14 protein-coding genes, 1 riboswitch and 1 other annotated feature are annotated in these 16,474 nt (G+C 44.2%); of the genes, 9 read left to right on the top strand and 5 right to left on the bottom strand.

What is annotated here, in order from left to right; translation table 11 throughout:
* Positions 1 to 323: 323 nt before the first annotated feature.
* Positions 324 to 506: riboswitch (Lysine riboswitch) on the top strand.
* Between the two features lie 112 nt (positions 507 to 618).
* The 9 genes from LNL84_RS00925 to hisIE all read left to right on the top strand — a co-directional run bounded on the left by LNL84_RS00925 (position 619) and on the right by hisIE (position 9,743).
* Entirely contained in the window at positions 619 to 2,220 is a 1,602-nt protein-coding gene (locus LNL84_RS00925; RefSeq protein ID WP_244354366.1) for a Na+/H+ antiporter NhaC family protein, read from the top strand.
* 178 nt (positions 2,221 to 2,398) lie between these two features.
* Positions 2,399 to 2,533, top strand: a sequence feature (His leader region).
* A gap of 42 nt (positions 2,534 to 2,575) precedes the next feature.
* The gene (gene hisG, locus LNL84_RS00920) at positions 2,576 to 3,472 is read left to right on the top strand and encodes an ATP phosphoribosyltransferase (RefSeq protein WP_244354364.1); all 897 of its coding nucleotides are present in this window, start codon (positions 2,576 to 2,578) and stop codon (positions 3,470 to 3,472) included.
* 5 nt (positions 3,473 to 3,477) lie between these two features.
* Positions 3,478 to 4,776, top strand: a complete 1,299-nt coding sequence (gene hisD / locus LNL84_RS00915; RefSeq protein ID WP_244354362.1) for a histidinol dehydrogenase — start codon at positions 3,478 to 3,480, stop codon at positions 4,774 to 4,776.
* Positions 4,776 to 5,828 (top strand): histidinol-phosphate transaminase, encoded by a 1,053-nt coding sequence (gene hisC, locus LNL84_RS00910; RefSeq protein WP_244354360.1) that lies wholly within the window; start codon positions 4,776 to 4,778, stop codon positions 5,826 to 5,828. Before hisD ends, hisC begins: the two co-directional genes overlap by 1 nt.
* A 29-nt stretch (positions 5,829 to 5,857) precedes the next feature.
* Positions 5,858 to 6,931 (top strand): bifunctional histidinol-phosphatase/imidazoleglycerol-phosphate dehydratase HisB, encoded by a 1,074-nt coding sequence (gene hisB / locus LNL84_RS00905; RefSeq protein ID WP_244354358.1) that lies wholly within the window; start codon positions 5,858 to 5,860, stop codon positions 6,929 to 6,931.
* Positions 6,931 to 7,554 (top strand): imidazole glycerol phosphate synthase subunit HisH, encoded by a 624-nt coding sequence (gene hisH / locus LNL84_RS00900; RefSeq protein ID WP_244354356.1) that lies wholly within the window; start codon positions 6,931 to 6,933, stop codon positions 7,552 to 7,554. The genes hisB and hisH overlap by 1 nt, the downstream gene beginning before the upstream one ends.
* 73 nt (positions 7,555 to 7,627) lie before the next feature.
* On the top strand, positions 7,628 to 8,365 hold the full coding sequence (gene hisA / locus LNL84_RS00895) for a 1-(5-phosphoribosyl)-5-[(5-phosphoribosylamino)methylideneamino]imidazole-4-carboxamide isomerase (RefSeq protein ID WP_244354352.1): 738 nt from the start codon (positions 7,628 to 7,630) through the stop codon (positions 8,363 to 8,365).
* A complete protein-coding gene (hisF, locus tag LNL84_RS00890; protein WP_244354350.1) occupies positions 8,347 to 9,120 on the top strand; it encodes an imidazole glycerol phosphate synthase subunit HisF in 774 nt (257 codons plus the stop codon). Before hisA ends, hisF begins: the two co-directional genes overlap by 19 nt.
* Complete coding sequence (hisIE, locus tag LNL84_RS00885; protein WP_244354344.1) at positions 9,117 to 9,743, top strand: bifunctional phosphoribosyl-AMP cyclohydrolase/phosphoribosyl-ATP diphosphatase HisIE; 627 nt, start codon at positions 9,117 to 9,119, stop codon at positions 9,741 to 9,743. Before hisF ends, hisIE begins: the two co-directional genes overlap by 4 nt.
* A 75-nt stretch (positions 9,744 to 9,818) precedes the next feature.
* Here hisIE and LNL84_RS00880 read toward each other — a convergent pair whose 3' ends face one another.
* From LNL84_RS00880 to pflA, 5 genes are all read right to left on the bottom strand, one after another.
* Complete coding sequence (locus LNL84_RS00880) at positions 9,819 to 11,357, bottom strand: SpoVR family protein (RefSeq protein ID WP_244354342.1); 1,539 nt, start codon at positions 11,355 to 11,357, stop codon at positions 9,819 to 9,821.
* 11 nt (positions 11,358 to 11,368) lie between these two features.
* Complete coding sequence (locus tag LNL84_RS00875) at positions 11,369 to 12,640, bottom strand: YeaH/YhbH family protein (protein WP_244354339.1); 1,272 nt, start codon at positions 12,638 to 12,640, stop codon at positions 11,369 to 11,371.
* A gap of 57 nt (positions 12,641 to 12,697) precedes the next feature.
* Positions 12,698 to 14,632: a PrkA family serine protein kinase gene (locus LNL84_RS00870; protein WP_244354337.1), complete on the bottom strand. Its 1,935-nt coding sequence runs from the start codon at positions 14,630 to 14,632 to the stop codon at positions 12,698 to 12,700.
* A 272-nt stretch (positions 14,633 to 14,904) separates the two neighbouring features.
* Positions 14,905 to 15,405: a YfbU family protein gene (locus LNL84_RS00865; protein WP_244354335.1), complete on the bottom strand. Its 501-nt coding sequence runs from the start codon at positions 15,403 to 15,405 to the stop codon at positions 14,905 to 14,907.
* 169 nt (positions 15,406 to 15,574) lie between these two features.
* Positions 15,575 to 16,315 carry a pyruvate formate lyase 1-activating protein gene (gene pflA / locus LNL84_RS00860; RefSeq protein ID WP_244354333.1) on the bottom strand — a complete coding sequence of 247 codons (741 nt, stop codon included), beginning with the start codon at positions 16,313 to 16,315 and terminating at the stop codon, positions 15,575 to 15,577.
* Positions 16,316 to 16,474: the final 159 nt, after the last annotated feature.

Below are 16,474 nucleotides of genomic sequence, written 5' to 3'. Positions count from 1 at the left end.
TGTCTCACGGCCGGCAGTGAGCCGTCTTCACTACGAACCTTAATCTGGAATAGAAATCATGGATACCGGACGTTGATTTTGGTCGTTCTCACTATTGAGAAATAACAGCCCGTCCCCAAAGTTTGATTTAGACGCTAGAATAAGAAGAGCAATATTGTGTGATAGCGACTGCTGTTTATAGTTTCGACATTATCATATTGGCGAGGAACGCAACGTCGCTTTTATGTTGCAATTGGCATTTCTATAAGTACAATGGCGTCTACCTAATGCGAAGGTGAGTCGTATGTTCTGAGCTGATGAACAGTTTTGGAACAAGATATCGCTTTTGATGTAGAGGTGCGGAAATAATCAGTAGCCATTGTTGGGGTGACTCCAATGAACAATAGCGAAAGGTATTGCCGCCGAAGTATATAAGAATGTCATGCTTGTATGCTGGGGTTGTCTTCGAAAGGAACAACACTGCCATAGTCTATTATTTTGTTAAACTATGGAGCGCTACTGTAGGGTTGGGTGAAGTGTTCACTTCCCTTTCGCTTAGTTCAACGTTTGTTACGATAAACTATCGCTAACATGTCTGCAGTAGATCTCTAACCAACTAAAAACTGGTTTTTGAAGATCATGAATTTAATCGATTTTGCAACGTCACCGTTGTCGTTACTTCCGCCAATTATGGCGTTAACTCTTGCTATTGTTACTCGTCGAGTACTGTTATCTCTTGGCGTCGGGATCATTCTTGGGGCAATCCTTCTTTCTGACTTTTCTATTGGAAACTCGCTAAGCTATATTGGCACAACAGTCTCTGGTGTTGTGATTGAAGATGGTGGGCTCAATTCATGGAATATGAGTATCGTTGGCTTCTTATTGCTACTTGGCATGATGACAGCTTTACTGACGCTATCAGGTGGTACACGTGCATTCGCGGAGTGGGCTCAGTCTCGAGTTAAAAGCAAGCGTGGTTCAAAATTACTAGCAGCCTTTCTTGGCGTATTCATTTTCGTAGATGACTATTTCAACAGCCTTGCTGTTGGTGCTATTTCTCGCCCTGTTACTGACCGTTTTTATGTGTCTCGCGCAAAGTTAGCGTATATTTTGGATTCTACAGCAGCACCAATGTGTGTATTGATGCCAGCTTCTAGCTGGGGCGCGTATATCATGACAATCATCAGTGGCATTTTGGTCACTCATGGTATGACTGAATATTCAGCAATTGGCGCCTACATCACTCTGATTCCAATGAACTTTTATGCAGTATTTGCATTGTTGATGGTATTTGCAGTGGCGTGGTTCCAACTTGACGTTGGCCCAATGCGTAAGCATGAAATCCAAGCTTCACAAGGTGTTGGCTTTGATCACGACAAAGAGAACGATACAAAACAAGCTCATGAAATTAATGAAGAACTGGACATTAAAGAAAGTGAATTTGGCCGAGTTAGTGACCTGATTTTACCCATTTTAGTTCTTATCATTGCGACGGTATCGGCGATGCTGTTTACTGGTGGACAAGCACTGGCAGCTGACGGTATTGCGTTTAACCTACTTGGTGCGTTTGAGAATACTGACGTTGGTACATCTCTTATTTATGGTGGTTTAGCTGGCTTAGTCGTTGCTATTTATACGGTTGCTCGTCAGAAGCTTTCTGTGCGTGACATTGCAATGACGATGTGGGTGGGTGCTCACTCGATGTTTGGCGCTATCCTCATTCTTTTCTTTGCTTGGTCTATTGGTTCTGTCATCGGTGACATGAAAACTGGCGCGTACTTGTCTTCACTCGTGCAAGGCAACATTGGCGTTCACTGGTTACCTGTTATTCTCTTCTTGCTTTCGGGCTTGATGGCATTTTCTACAGGTACTTCCTGGGGTACATTCGGCATCATGCTTCCTATTGCTGGTGATATGGCCGGTGCTACCGATTTGGCGTTAATGCTACCAATGTTAAGTGCCGTTCTTGCAGGCTCTGTATTCGGAGACCACTGTTCACCGATTTCGGATACGACGATTCTTTCATCGACAGGCGCCCGTTGTAATCATATTGACCATGTCGCCACACAGCTTCCTTATGCATTATCTGTAGCATTGGTTTCGTGTGTTGGTTTTATCACGCTTGGTATGACGTCCTCAGTTGCTATTTCATTCGCAGTTTCTGCAACCGTTTTTGTTGTGGTGTGTTTTGCTCTAGCAGCATTGTCTAGATCGAAGTTGTCAGTACAACAAAGTGCTTAATATTTTGATATAGATTCACGTATTGAAAAGGAGGCTAAGGCCTCCTTTTTTGATCATAAAAAAAAAAATCCAAAAACTTACAATTTATAGTTGAAAATTCCCTGAAGCTTCGTTAGTGTGAAGGCATATCAACGAACACGACATAAATAACTATGCGCATTAATGAAATGAAAATTCATCACCATCACCATCACCCAGTCTAGTCTTTCGGGAGATGAGCGCATACCCGGGAGATGATAAAACTCCCGGAGGTTCAGTTAGAAATAGCATACATAAACCCTCGGGAGACTAAAACTCTCGAGGGTTTTTTCGTATTTAAATTAATAAAATCAAAATCATGCACAGGGATAACGCAATGCAAACACAACGCCTAAGAATTGCAATTCAGAAAAAAGGTCGCCTAAGTAGAGAAAGCCAAGACTTGCTCAAAAAATGCGGTGTTAAGTTCAATGTGATGGGAGAGAAGTTAGTTGTTCACTCACTAAATATGCCAATTGATCTTTTGTTGGTGCGTGATGATGATATCCCGGGCCTCATTATGGATGGAGTCGTCGATTTAGGCTTTATTGGTGAAAATGAGTTGGAAGAAGTCCGTCTTGATCGCAAGGCTTTGGGTGAAGACAACGAATTTTTAACTCTACGTCGATTAGACTTTGGTGGCTGCCGTTTGTCGATTGCCATTGATAAAGATGAAACTTATAACGGCCCACAAGACCTAGCCGGAAAGAGAATAGCGACGACTTACCCTCAGCTGTTAAAAGCCTATATGGATGAGCAGGGTGTAGACTTTAGTACCTGTATGCTCACAGGCTCTGTGGAAGTAGCTCCTAGAGCTGGCCTAGCTGATGCGATTGCAGATTTGGTTTCAACAGGCGCAACACTTGAAGCTAACGGCCTCAAGGAAGCAGAGGTTATTTTCCGCTCTAAAGCGACGCTAATTCAACGTAAAGGGGAGTTTGACGCCGACAAACTAGCGCTAATCGATAAACTTCTCACTCGAATGCAGGGCGTTCAGCAGGCTAAAGAGTCCAAGTACATCATGTTGCATGCCCCGCTTGAAAAGCTAGAACAAATCAAGGCGTTGCTTCCTGGAGCTGAAGATCCGACTGTATTGCCTTTGTCTACAGATAAAGAGCGAGTGGCTGTTCACTTGGTGAGTACAGAAAATCTGTTCTGGGAGACGATGGAGCAGCTTAAAGAGCTAGGTGCGAGTTCAATTCTCGTGCTACCAATTGAGAAAATGATGGGGTAGTCAGTATGAGAACCGTTGTATGGCAGTCTTTAAGTGAAAACCAGCAAGATTCGATCTTAGAACGTCCAGCCATTTCGGAAGGTGCGAATATCACTTCGGCTGTAGCAGATGTCATTGCTGCTGTTCGCGAAGGTGGTGATGAAGCGCTACTGGATCTTACTGAGAAGTTTGATAGGGTACGTCCTCAATCTATTCGTGTGACGGCCAATGAAATTGAGGCTGCCTGTGGACGTTTGTCGAGCGGTATGAAGCAAGCTTTAGAGCAAGCCTATTCGAACATTGCCAAATTTCATACCGCGCAGAAACAAGAAACGTTGCGAGTAGAAACCCAGCCTGGTGTGATCTGCGAACAAGTGACACGGCCAATTAATACTGTGGGGCTGTATATTCCAGGTGGAAGCGCTCCACTGCCATCAACCGTATTAATGTTGGGTGTGCCTTCGCAGATTGCAGGCTGTCGAAAAGTGGTACTTTGCTCGCCACCGCCAATCGCTGATGAAATCTTATATGTCGCCAAACTGTGCAAAATTGACGAAGTGTACAATGTTGGTGGTGGGCAAGCAGTAGCCGCTATGGCTTATGGCACTGAAAGTGTCTCTAAAGTAGATAAAATTTTTGGCCCAGGTAATGCGTATGTTACTGAAGCGAAAAGACAGGTCAGCAATGACTTTCGTGGTGCGGCTATCGATATGCCAGCGGGTCCTTCAGAAGTCCTGGTTATCGCTGATGAAACCGCAGACCCAGACTTTGTTGCGGCTGATTTACTTAGCCAGGCAGAGCACGGCCCGGATTCACAAGTCGTGCTCGTCACGCCATCACCGTTCATTGCCGATCAGGTGACCGAGGCGGTGAAAAAGCAGTTAAAAGAATTGTCTCGCGCCGATATCGCTGAGCAAGCGTTGGGATCGAGCTTGATTATCATCGCTGACTCTCTAACTCAGTGTATATCTATCTCTAACTATTATGGACCTGAACACTTGATTGTTCAGACTAAGAGTCCTAGAGAGTTGTTGCCATTGCTTGACAATGCAGGCTCTATTTTCCTTGGTGACTGGTCGCCTGAATCTGCAGGTGATTACGCTTCAGGGACTAACCACGTGCTGCCGACTTACGGTTATACGCGGACCTACTCAAGTTTAGGTTTGGCCGACTTTTCAAAACGTATGACGGTACAGGAGCTTTCTGCTGATGGTCTTAAAGGATTGGCGCCGACAGTGGTCACTATGGCCGAAGCCGAAGGCCTAGATGCGCACAAGCGTGCGGTCACTATTCGAGTTGAAAAGCTTGCAATGGAGAGAAAGTAATGGAAAAACTCGCTCGAAAACAAGTTCAGAAACTCACGCCCTACTTGTCAGCAAGGCGCATCGGTGGCTCTGGTGATATCTGGCTAAATGCCAACGAATCACCGTTTAACAACGAATATAAAACGGACTTTGCTCGTTTAAACCGCTACAGCGAATGTCAGCCCAAAGCGCTAATCGAAGCTTATGCTGCGTATGCTGGGGTGCGACCAGAGCAAACGCTGACCTCGCGTGGTGCAGATGAAGGCATCGAATTATTGATCCGCGCCTTTTGTGAGCCTAGTGAAGATAGCATCCTATTTTGTCCACCTACCTATGGCATGTATGCCATTAGCGCAGAAACCATTGGCGTTGAGCGTAAAACGGTGCCGTTAACAGAAGATTGGCAGCTTAACTTACCGGAAATTGAAGCCAACCTAGATGGCGTAAAATTGGTATTTGTTTGTAGTCCCAATAACCCAACCGGTAATTTGGTTAAGCGCGACGACATTATCTCATTGCTCGAAATGACGAAAGACAAAGCCATCGTTGTTATGGATGAAGCTTATATCGATTTCTGCCCTGAAGCCTCAACGGTTGACCTGTTAGAACAATACCCAAACTTAGCGATTTTGCGAACGCTATCCAAGGCATTTGCTTTGGCCGGATTACGCTGTGGTTTTACCTTGGCCAACGAAGAGCTTATCAATGTTTTGCTTAAGGTCATCGCACCTTACCCTGTGCCAATTCCCGTGGCTGAAATTGCAATACAAGCTTTATCCGAGCAAGGTCTTGCCCGCGCAAAGTTCCAAGTGTTGGACCTCAATGCTAACCGAGCTTATTTGCAAGCGGGTTTGTCTACCTTATCTGGCGTTACGGTCTTCGAAGGTTGGGGCAACTACCTATTGGTGGAATTTGCCAATGGGGACGAGTTATTTAAAGCCGCTTGGGACTCCGGTATTATTCTTCGCAATTCACCAATTGAAAACTGCGTACGGATCAGCGTCGGGAATCGCGACGAGTGTGAAAAAACACTGTCATTTATTCGAAATCAATTAGAACAAACTGCTGCATAAGCATGCCATCATAAAAAGGACTTATTAAAGTGAGCAACCAACAAAAGATTTTATTTATTGACCGTGATGGTACGTTAATCGTTGAGCCCCCTGTAGACTTTCAGGTTGACCGTTTAGATAAGCTCAAGCTAGAGCCTCACGTCATACCTAGTCTACTGGCACTGCAAGATGCTGGCTATCGTCTAGTGATGGTTACAAACCAAGATGGCCTTGGTACAGAGAGTTACCCACAAGACGATTTTGACGCACCACACAATATGATGATGGAGATCTTTGAGTCTCAGGGCGTTAAGTTTGACGATGTATTGATTTGTCCTCACTTCGAGGAGGACAACTGCTCATGTCGCAAGCCCAAGTTAGGCATGGTTAAAGAATACCTTCAAAGCGGCAAAGTTGATTTTAAAACATCGGCAGTGATTGGTGACCGAACCACGGATCTTCAATTGGCAGAAAACATGGCTATTCGCGGTATTCAGTACAATCCAGAGACAATGTGTTGGAAACAGATTCTGAAAGACCTGACCATCAATGCTCGCATCGCAGAAGTCGTAAGAACCACAAAAGAGACCGACATCAAAGTACGGGTAAACCTTGATGAAGCGGGCGGCAATGAGATTTCAACGGGTATGGGATTTTTTGACCACATGCTAGATCAAATCGCGACTCACGGTGGTTTCCAGATGAAGTGTCTCGTGGATGGCGATCTACACATTGATGATCACCACACCGTTGAAGATACGGCGTTGGCTTTAGGTCAAGCTCTCAAAGAAGCACTCGGTGACAAACGTGGTATCGGTCGATTTGGTTTTAGCTTGCCGATGGACGAATGTTTAGCTCAATGTGGTTTGGACTTATCAGGGCGTCCATACCTTAAATTTGAAGCGGAGTTTTCGCGTGAACAAGTTGGTGATCTTTCAACTGAGATGGTCGTTCACTTTTTCCGTTCACTTACCGATACCCTAGCGTGTACTTTGCACCTTTCCTCATCTGGCGACAATGATCACCATATCATCGAGAGTTTGTTTAAAGCGTTTGGTCGTACGTTACGTCAGGCGATCAAAGTCGAAGGTAATGAGCTTCCAAGCAGCAAAGGGGTGTTGTAATGGTCAAGAGTCTACAAAATGTAGTCATTATTGATACTGGTTGTGCCAATGTGTCATCGGTAAAATTTTCGATTGAGCGTTTAGGCTATCAGGTTAGCATTTCGAAAGATCCACAGGTGGTTCTAGCGGCAGACAAGTTATTTTTGCCAGGAGTAGGCACCGCCAGTGAGGCAATGAAAAACCTAGCAGAGCGCAACCTTATTGAATTGGTGAAACAAATCGAAAAGCCGGTTCTGGGCATCTGCCTAGGGATGCAACTATTGGGTAAACTGTCGCAAGAAAAAGGCCAAAAGGCGGACGAGTTAGTTGAATGTCTAGGACTTTGTGAAGGAGAAGTGAAGCGCTTAGAAACCGGAGATTTGCCACTGCCACACATGGGATGGAATACCGTTAAGTCAAAGCCAAACAACCCTCTTTTTAATGGTATTGAAGAAGGCGAATACTTCTATTTCGTTCACAGCTTTGGCATGCCAGTCGGTGATTACACCATCGCAGATTGCGAATATGGCACCCCATTTAGCGCCGCAATTCAAAGTGGTAATTATTACGGTGTTCAGTTCCACCCTGAGCGCTCGTCAAAAGCCGGTTCAAGACTTATTCAGAATTTCCTAGAGTTGGTGTAGTTACTAGCTTATTTGGAGTTGTAAAACAGTATTGATAAGCCTCACAAGGTGGTGAGGCTCTAAGGACATTAATGTGATTATTCCAGCATTAGATTTAATCGAAGGACAAGTGGTTCGTTTATACCAGGGCGACTATGGTCAGGTCACCGAATATAAAGTTGATCCAGCAGAGCAATTTAATTTATACCATCAGGCCGGCGCTAACTGGTTACACCTCGTCGATTTGACAGGTGCTAAAGACACCTCTGCACGTCAATTGGACCTGATTGCCAAGCTTCTTGCGGGCACTCCTGCCAACATTCAAATTGGGGGTGGCGTACGCAGTGAACAAGACGTGGTTGATTTGCTCGAAGCAGGGGCTCAGAGAGTCGTTGTCGGTTCTACTGCGGTCAAACAGCCGGAGCTTGTGAAAGGTTGGATGGAGAAGTATGGCGCAGAGAAAATTGTGCTTGCATTAGACATCAACATAGATGGTGAAGGCACGCGTAAAGTCGCTATTTCTGGTTGGCAAGAAGATTCTGGAGTGACGATAGAGGCTTTGATCAATGACTATCTAACTGTTGGGTTAAAGCATGTGTTGTGTACGGATATTTCTCGCGACGGCACACTTGAAGGCAGTAACGTAGAGCTTTACGCCGATCTTTGTAAGCAATATCCACAGGTTCAGTTTCAATCATCAGGTGGCATTGGCAGCTTAACCGATATTGAGGCGTTAAAAGGAACAGGAGTGTCCGGAGTCATCGTTGGTCGAGCATTGCTTGATGGTAAATTCACTGCAGAGGAGGCGTTTCAATGCTGGCAAAGCGAATAATTCCTTGTTTGGATGTCCGTGATGGGCAAGTAGTGAAAGGCGTACAGTTTCGTAACCATGAAATTATCGGCGATATTGTTCCCTTAGCTGCGCGTTATGCCGAAGAGGGTGCCGATGAATTGGTATTCTACGATATTACCGCATCCAGTGATGGACGAGTTGTTGATAAAAGTTGGGTCTCGCGCGTGGCCGAAGTGATCGATATCCCTTTCTGTGTTGCTGGTGGGATAAAATCTGCTGAAGATGCTGCGCGAATTCTAGAGTTTGGTGCAGATAAAGTGTCTATTAACTCGCCAGCTCTCGCGAACCCAGAGCTTATCACAGAGCTGGCTGACAAATTCGGTGTTCAATGTATCGTGGTGGGTATCGATTCCTACTTTGATAAAGAGACAGGCAAATACCAGGTTTATCAGTTTACTGGCGATGAAGCTCGTACGAAAGCCACCAAGTGGGAAACCCGCGATTGGGTTCAGGAAGTACAGAAACGCGGTGCGGGTGAAATTGTATTAAATATGATGAACCAAGATGGTGTGCGCAACGGTTATGATATCGAGCAGCTCAATATGGTGCGTGAAGTGTGTAAAGTACCTCTTATAGCATCGGGCGGAGCGGGGGCAATGGAACATTTTTCCGAGGCTTATAAAAAAACCAACGTAGACGGCGCACTAGCAGCGTCAGTCTTCCATAAGCAAATCATCAATATTGGTGAGTTGAAGCAGTATTTGAAACAAGAAGGCGTGGAGATCAGAATATGAGTGAAGCAGTAGCCGCGTTAAAGGAGCGTATCGATTGGGAAAAGGTTGACGGTCTCGTACCTGCGATTATTCAAGATTTTCAATCTAGTCAAGTTCTTATGATGGGATATATGAACCCAGAAGCGCTTGAGAAAACATTGGAAACAGAGCATGTAACTTTTTTCTCTCGTACCAAGTCACGCCTTTGGACTAAAGGTGAGACATCGGGGAATGTTCTTCAACTTAAGAACATTTCGCTTGATTGTGATAATGATACGTTACTGCTCAAAGTAGAACCTGTTGGCCCAACATGCCATACGGGGACGACGACGTGTTTCGATGCCGATAATCAAGAAGAGTCCCAGATGGTGTGGCTTCATCAGCTTGAGCAGCTACTTGCCGCTCGAAAAGATGCGGATCCGCAATCTTCTTACACGGCGAGCTTATACGGTCGTGGCACCAAGCGTATTTCGCAGAAAGTGGGCGAAGAAGGTGTTGAAGTCGCGCTTGCGGCAACGTCGGGCGACAAAGCGGAGCTAGTGTGTGAATCAGCTGATTTGATTTATCACCTGATGGTTCTTCTTCAAGATCAAGGCCTATCAATGAACGATGTGGTGAATAAGCTCAAAGAGCGACATAAATAACCAGACTAATAACCAAAACAAAAGGCACTGGTTTCATCCCAGTGCCTTTTTGCTTTTCTTGTCTTGTTAATTTGCTCAAATAGTAGCGTTGTAGGGTTCTCTTTTCGGACACGTCGCTAAGATCTCACGACGCCCAGACTCTTTTACTTCTTCCAAAATAACATCAAAGCCCCAAAGTCGATAAAGATGCTTTAAAACTTCATCGTAGCCTTTATCCAGTGGGATCCGGTTGTGAGGAACATGCTGCAAGGTAATTGAGCGATCTCCTCGCACATCGACATTGAACACTTGAATGTTGGGCTCCAGATTACTGAGGTTATATTGTGCCGCTAACGTTTCTCGAATCTGTCGATAACCCACTTCATTGTGGATGGCCGACACTTCAATATAGTTTTTACGGTCGTCGTCGAGCACAGAGAAAAATTTAAAGTCTCGCATTACTTTGGGTGACAGGTATTGGCTAATAAAGCTTTCATCCTTAAAGTTATGCATTGCAAAGTGAATCGCTTCGAGCCAATCGGTGCCTGCTAAATCGGGAAACCATTCCTGGTCCTCTTCGGTGGGCTCTTCACAGATCCGCTTGATATCACGAAACATCGCAAAACCCAGTGCGTATGGATTTATTCCACTGAAATATGGGCTGTTATATTCGGGCTGCGCAACAACGCCAGTGTGGCTATGCAGAAATTCGAGAATGAACTTATCGCTTACCACACCTTCATCATAGAGATGGTTGAGTATGGTGTAGTGCCAAAAGGTCGCCCAACCTTCGTTCATGACTTGAGTTTGCTTCTGCGGATAAAAGTACTGGCTGACCTTACGCACAATTCTGACTATCTCTCGCTGCCATGATTCAAGCAACGGTGCATTTTTCTCTATGAAATACAGAATGTTTTCTTGCGGCTCACTAGGAAAGCGAATCTTGTTTTTCTCTTCCACTGTTTTATTTTTTGGTACTGTGCGCCACAGTTCATTAACTTGAGATTGAAGATAAGATTCACGCTCTAATTGACGGGCTTTTTCTTCGGCGATTGATATCTTTTCTGGACGCTTGTAACGATCAACTCCAAAATTCATCAACGCATGGCAAGAATCAAGGATTTGCTCAACTTCTTCAATACCATATTTCTCTTCACAATCGGCAATGTAGTTTTTCGCGAATAGTAGGTAATCTATGATTGAGCTTGCATCGGTCCAAGTTTGAAAGAGGTAGTTTCCCTTGAAGAAGGAATTATGCCCATAGCAGGCATGCGCCATGACCAACGCCTGCATAGTTACGGTGTTTTCTTCCATCAAGTAGGCAATACAAGGGTTTGAGTTAATAACAATCTCATAGGCTAGCCCCATTTGGCCATGTTTGTAGCCTTGCTCTGTTTGAATAAATTTCTTACCGAATGACCAGTGGTTATAATTGATAGGCATGCCAATGCTGGAATAGGCATCCATCATTTGCTCTGAAGTGATCACTTCAATTTGATTGGGGTATGTATCTAACCGATAGTGCTTAGCAACCCGTTTGATTTCGACGTGATATTTTTCTATCAGGTCGAAGGTCCAATCTGGACCATCAGGTAGCATCCTGTTGTTAGTCTTCGTCTTTGTCTTAGAGGTCATACACAAACTCCCTATGCTGTCTCTTTTTGAAACAACTCCCTAAACACGGGGTAGATGTCTTCTACAGAACGGATATTCTTCATGGCAAAATTACTAAACTCTTGCTCAAGTTTTTCATATTCATGCCACAGCGTTTGATGCGTTCTTCGAGTAATTTCGATGTAAGAATAATATTGGCAAGCAGGCAAAAGGCTTTTCACCAATAGTTCCTTACAACGCGGAGAGTCGTCAGCCCAGTTATCGCCATCAGACGCTTGAGCTGCATAGATATTCCATTCTTCAAGAGGGAAGCGCTCTTTGACTATCTGATCCATAAGCTTCAGAGCACTCGATACGATAGTACCGCCGGTTTCTTGGGAATAGAAAAATTCGTGTTCGTCGACTTCCTTCGCTTGTGTATGGTGCCGTATAAACACAACTTCGACATTCTCATACGTCCTTGTTAAGAAGAGGTAAAGTAATACATAAAATCGTTTTGCCATGTCTTTGGTTGCCTGATCCATCGAGCCTGACACGTCCATTAAACAGAACATCACAGCTTGACTCGAGGGAACGGGGCGTTTTTCGTAGTTTTTAAAACGCAAATCAAATGTGTCGATGAAAGGGACACTTTCGATTTTTTTCCTAAGTTCAGCGATTTCGTCACTTAGACGCTTTTCTTCCATCGGCTTAGCTGGCTCACTAATTTTAACTTCATCGAGTTGCGCCATTAGTTTATCAAGCTGTTTACGTTTTCCCGCTGTCATGGCTGTACGTCGTGCCAGTGATTGCTGTAGGGAGCGTACGATTGCGATGTTGGATGGCATACCGGCCGTTTGGTAGCCAGCGCGATGAGTTTTCCACTCTTTGATTTTGTTTATCTGGTTTTTCTCTAGATTGGGAAGCTCAAGATCATCGAACAAAATATCGAGGTATTCGTCTTTGGAGATCTGAAAGTTAAAGTCATCCTGACCTTCGCCGTCTTGACTTGCGTCGCCCTGCCCAGAACCACCTCCCTGGCCTCCTTTAGGTGGGCGCTCTATTTTATCTCCGGTAATAAACTGATCATTCCCCGGGTGAACGCGGTCCCGAACACCGCCTTGGCCTTGATGGAATACAGGCTCGCTGATATCCTTGTGTGGGATAGAAACATCTTCACCGGACTCAGTGTTCGTGATGGACCGGCGATTCACAGCATCCGTGACTGATTCTTTGATCTTTTGTTTATGGCGTCGAATAAAGCGCTGCCTATTAACAGAGCTTTTATTCTTACCATTCAATCGCCTATCTATAAATTGTGCCATAAGCTACTCCTATAATTAGCGAATGAGCAGCGCCAGAGCGCCGCTATAGCCACTCACTTATGAGGATTTACGTACGCGCAAATACCATTCAGACAACAAACGAACCTGTTTCTCTGTATAGCCCTTCTCCATCATCCGATTAACGAAGTCATCGTGTTTTCGTTGGTCTTCAGAAGATGTTTTGGTGTTGAATGAAATAACAGGAAGTAACTCTTCTGTGTTCGAGAACATTTTCTTCTCGATGACGGTACGAAGTTTCTCGTAACTAGTCCATACAGGGTTTTTCCCATTGTTGTGCGCTTTAGCTCGGAGCACAAAGTTGACTATTTCATTTCGGAAATCCTTTGGATTACTAATACCTGCTGTCTTCTCGATTTTTTCTAACTCCTCATTGAGAGACGAGCGGTCAAATAGCTGGCCTGTTTCAGGATCACGATATTCCTGATCTTGAATCCAGAAATCAGCGTAAGTGACATAGCGATCAAAAATGTTCTGACCGTATTCGGAATAAGATTCCAAATAAGCGGTTTGAATCTCTTTACCAATAAACTCAACGTATCGCGGTACAAGATAACCTTTAAGGAACTCAAGATATTTCTCGCCGACTTCTTGAGGGAATTGCTCTCGTTCTATTTGCTGTTCAATGACATAGAACAGGTGAACAGGGTTCGCAGCAACTTCAGTCTGATCAAAGTTAAATACTCTGGACAGGATTTTGAATGCGAAACGAGTTGATAGACCGGACATGCCTTCATCAACGCCCGCGTAATCCCGATATTCTTGGTAACTTTTGGCTTTTGGATCGGTGTCTTTGAGTGTTTCACCATCATAAACGCGCATCTTCGAAAATAGAGAAGAATTTTCTGGCTCTTTTAGTCGAGACAAAATACTGAACTGTGCAAGTAAGTCTAGGGTACTAGGCGAGCATGGCGCTTTCGAAAGTTCACTGTGGTCGAGCAGTTTTTGATAGATCTTGACCTCTTCAGACACTCGCAAACAATAAGGCACTTTGACGATGTAGACCCTATCTAAAAACGCTTCGTTATTTCTGTTATTTCTAAAAGTCTGCCACTCCGATTCGTTCGAGTGGGCGAGAATCATGCCGTCAAAAGGTAAAGCAGATAGACCTTCCGTGCCATTGAAGTTGCCTTCTTGTGTAGCAGTTAGTAAAGGGTGAAGAACTTTGATGGGGGCTTTGAACATTTCGACAAATTCCATCAAACCCTGGTTGGCTTTACACAAGGCACCTGAGTAGCTGTAAGCATCAGGATCATCTTGTGAAAAATGTTCAAGCTGACGGATATCCACCTTACCTACAAGCGAAGAAATATCCTGATTATTTTCGTCACCAGGCTCTGTTTTGGCTATGGCGACTTGATCTAAGATAGAAGGGCGTACTTTTACGACTTTAAATTTGGAAATATCACCGCCAAAATCGTGTAGGCGCTTTGCTGCCCAGGGAGACATTATGGAACGTAAATATCGCTTCTCGATACCATATTCGCGTTGCAGTAAATCACCATCTTCTGAGACGTCGAAGAGACAGAATGGATGGTCATTCACTGGGCTGCGTACTCCATCAGCAGAGAGAACATAAATTGGCATTTTTTGCATCAGGGCTTTTAGTTTTTCCGCCAGTGATGATTTACCGCCACCAACAGGCCCTAAGAGATAAAGGATCTGCTTGCGCTCTTCGAGCCCTTGAGCCGCATGCTTAAGGTAGGACACTATTTGCTCAATAGCATCTTCCATACCGTAAAAATCCTCAAAAGTTTTATAACGCGAAATGACTCGGTTAGAAAAAATTCTGCTCAAGCGTGGATCTTGAGCAGTATCGATGACTTCAGCTTCACCTATTGCAAGCAACAACCGTTCTGCTGCATTTGCATAGGCGCTTTTGTCATCTTTACACAGAGCCAAGAATTCTTGTAGTGATAGCTCTTCATCTTTTGCCGCTTCATAGCGTGCTTGATAGTGATCAAAAATACTCATAGCTAGATTCCCCTTAAACCTGCAAAGCTGACCGTTGACAGAAATACGGAGCGACTCCTTGTCACCTTTAATCCTAGTAGGGAAATGAGAATTTTGCTTAACAATTATGCGGTTATTTACAAATCAAATGGGACAGTCGGCTAAACAAAAACAAGTCTCATGTTTTAAACAAGTGTCTACGTAAGTTAAAATTAACGCTTGATTTGATAGGGTTTTAGACAATAAAAAGCCCAGCGACATCGTGGCTGGGCTTCAATAATTGCGCTACACCTTTAAGCGTTGAAGATCTGTGTAAACTCAGCAGCGGATAAATGGTACTGTCGAGGGCAGTTCCGCCATGTTATAAGCATACGGCGATATTTGTCGAGCATCGGCATTTGACTGTTAAAGTGATGGTCGGCTTTATCAAATTGCGGATAAAGGCCTTCAGAGTCGACGAGAAAACGAACATAGTTAACAAGTTGGGCTTCTGTCGCAATATCAAAGCCTAGAAATTGCAATCGGCGTTGATCAACATCTTTGCGCTCTTCATCCGTGAGCATTTTATTGGACTCTTGCATAGCATGGTACATTTCCATCACGTTGATCACTTCGCGACATTCATCTTCTACTAAGCAACCAAACTCTTTGTTCATCTCGCGCATTTGTAGTTCATAACCACGTTCAACAATGGTTTGCAGGCGTTGATACTTGGCTGCATTTTCCGGCGTTAATTTTGCCATAAGATAATATTGATTGGACAGGATTAGACGTTGAGCGTTTGTCATTTCCATCTTGAAAAGCCTCACTAGAAAGTACTAATTATAAGTTTACGAATTAAATAGCTATATCGACAGGTTATCAGCTCACCGATAATATGTAACATGATCTCAACACATATTTGTAATAAAAAACGCGCCATGTGGCGCGTTTTGTTCGATTTTTAATGTATGAATAACGGAATTAGTATTTTACGTTGTCAGTGTATTGCAGCAAAATGTTTTGGATGTTATCCATAACTTCTTTTGTCGGCGGCTCGGTGCCTTCGAGAGGATAGTCATAGCCAAGCGCTTCCCACTTGTGAGCGCCTAGTTTGTGATAGGGTAGTAGCTCAACCTTTTCTATGTTATCCATGTCTTTAATGAACTCACCAAGCATATGCGCAGATTCAGGATCGTCAGTATAACCCGGAACAACCACGTAGCGAATCCAGGTTGTTTGGCCGATCTTATGTAGATAACGTGCGAAATCAAGCGTACGTTTGTTCGATACACCGATAAAGTCTTGGTGAATTTCATCTTTCATGTGTTTGAGATCGAGCATCACTAAATCAGTGGCATCAAGAACTTCATCAACAACGTCGGTGTGTTTGCGAATATAGCCATTGGTGTCTAGGCAGGTGTGGATCCCTTCCGCTTGTGCTGCACGGAAAAAGTCTCTTACAAATTCGGGCTGCAACATAGCCTCACCACCAGAGCAAGTGATGCCGCCACCCGAAGCATTCATGAAATGTCGGTAAGATTTGGCTTCAGAAATCAATTCGTCAACGTCGACTTGTTTTCCGCCCTGAGTGTCCCATGTATCCCTATTATGGCAATACATGCAGCGCATTAGGCAGCCTTGTAAGAACACGATAAAGCGAATCCCTGGGCCATCGACGGTTCCACAAGACTCATAGGAATGAATGCGACCTGTTGTAGACATATGTACTTCTCTAGTAACTACTTTTGCTCACTATTTTATTACAAATTCGTCTCCTTAAACAGGAAAACTGGGTATGGAATAGAAACTTCGATTGGATTTTAGTGAGGGGAGTTGTATTGATGTGTTAATTGCTGGTGTCTGTTGGTATATTTTTGAGTG

The sequence above is a fragment of the Vibrio gelatinilyticus genome (assembly GCF_022836845.1).
Classification (GTDB): domain Bacteria; phylum Pseudomonadota; class Gammaproteobacteria; order Enterobacterales; family Vibrionaceae; genus Vibrio; species Vibrio gelatinilyticus.
The sequence above is the reverse complement of the archived record's forward strand: the minus strand, read 5'-3'. Positions and strand labels throughout refer to the sequence as shown.

What these genes read in the sequence shown, in the direction of transcription:
- hisG (WP_244354364.1), top strand. Translation starts at nt 2,576, where the DNA reads ATGCAAACACAACGCCTAAGAATTGCAATTCAGAAAAAAGGTCGCCTA.
- LNL84_RS00870 (WP_244354337.1), bottom strand. Translation starts at nt 14,632, where the DNA reads ATGAGTATTTTTGATCACTATCAAGCACGCTATGAAGCGGCAAAAGAT.
- pflA (WP_244354333.1), bottom strand. Translation starts at nt 16,315, where the DNA reads ATGTCTACAACAGGTCGCATTCATTCCTATGAGTCTTGTGGAACCGTC.
- LNL84_RS00925 (WP_244354366.1), top strand. Translation starts at nt 619, where the DNA reads ATGAATTTAATCGATTTTGCAACGTCACCGTTGTCGTTACTTCCGCCA.
- hisD (WP_244354362.1), top strand. Translation starts at nt 3,478, where the DNA reads ATGAGAACCGTTGTATGGCAGTCTTTAAGTGAAAACCAGCAAGATTCG.
- hisIE (WP_244354344.1), top strand. Translation starts at nt 9,117, where the DNA reads ATGAGTGAAGCAGTAGCCGCGTTAAAGGAGCGTATCGATTGGGAAAAG.
- LNL84_RS00875 (WP_244354339.1), bottom strand. Translation starts at nt 12,640, where the DNA reads ATGGCACAATTTATAGATAGGCGATTGAATGGTAAGAATAAAAGCTCT.
- hisC (WP_244354360.1), top strand. Translation starts at nt 4,776, where the DNA reads ATGGAAAAACTCGCTCGAAAACAAGTTCAGAAACTCACGCCCTACTTG.
- hisF (WP_244354350.1), top strand. Translation starts at nt 8,347, where the DNA reads ATGCTGGCAAAGCGAATAATTCCTTGTTTGGATGTCCGTGATGGGCAA.
- LNL84_RS00865 (WP_244354335.1), bottom strand. Translation starts at nt 15,405, where the DNA reads ATGGAAATGACAAACGCTCAACGTCTAATCCTGTCCAATCAATATTAT.
- LNL84_RS00880 (WP_244354342.1), bottom strand. Translation starts at nt 11,357, where the DNA reads ATGACCTCTAAGACAAAGACGAAGACTAACAACAGGATGCTACCTGAT.
- hisH (WP_244354356.1), top strand. Translation starts at nt 6,931, where the DNA reads ATGGTCAAGAGTCTACAAAATGTAGTCATTATTGATACTGGTTGTGCC.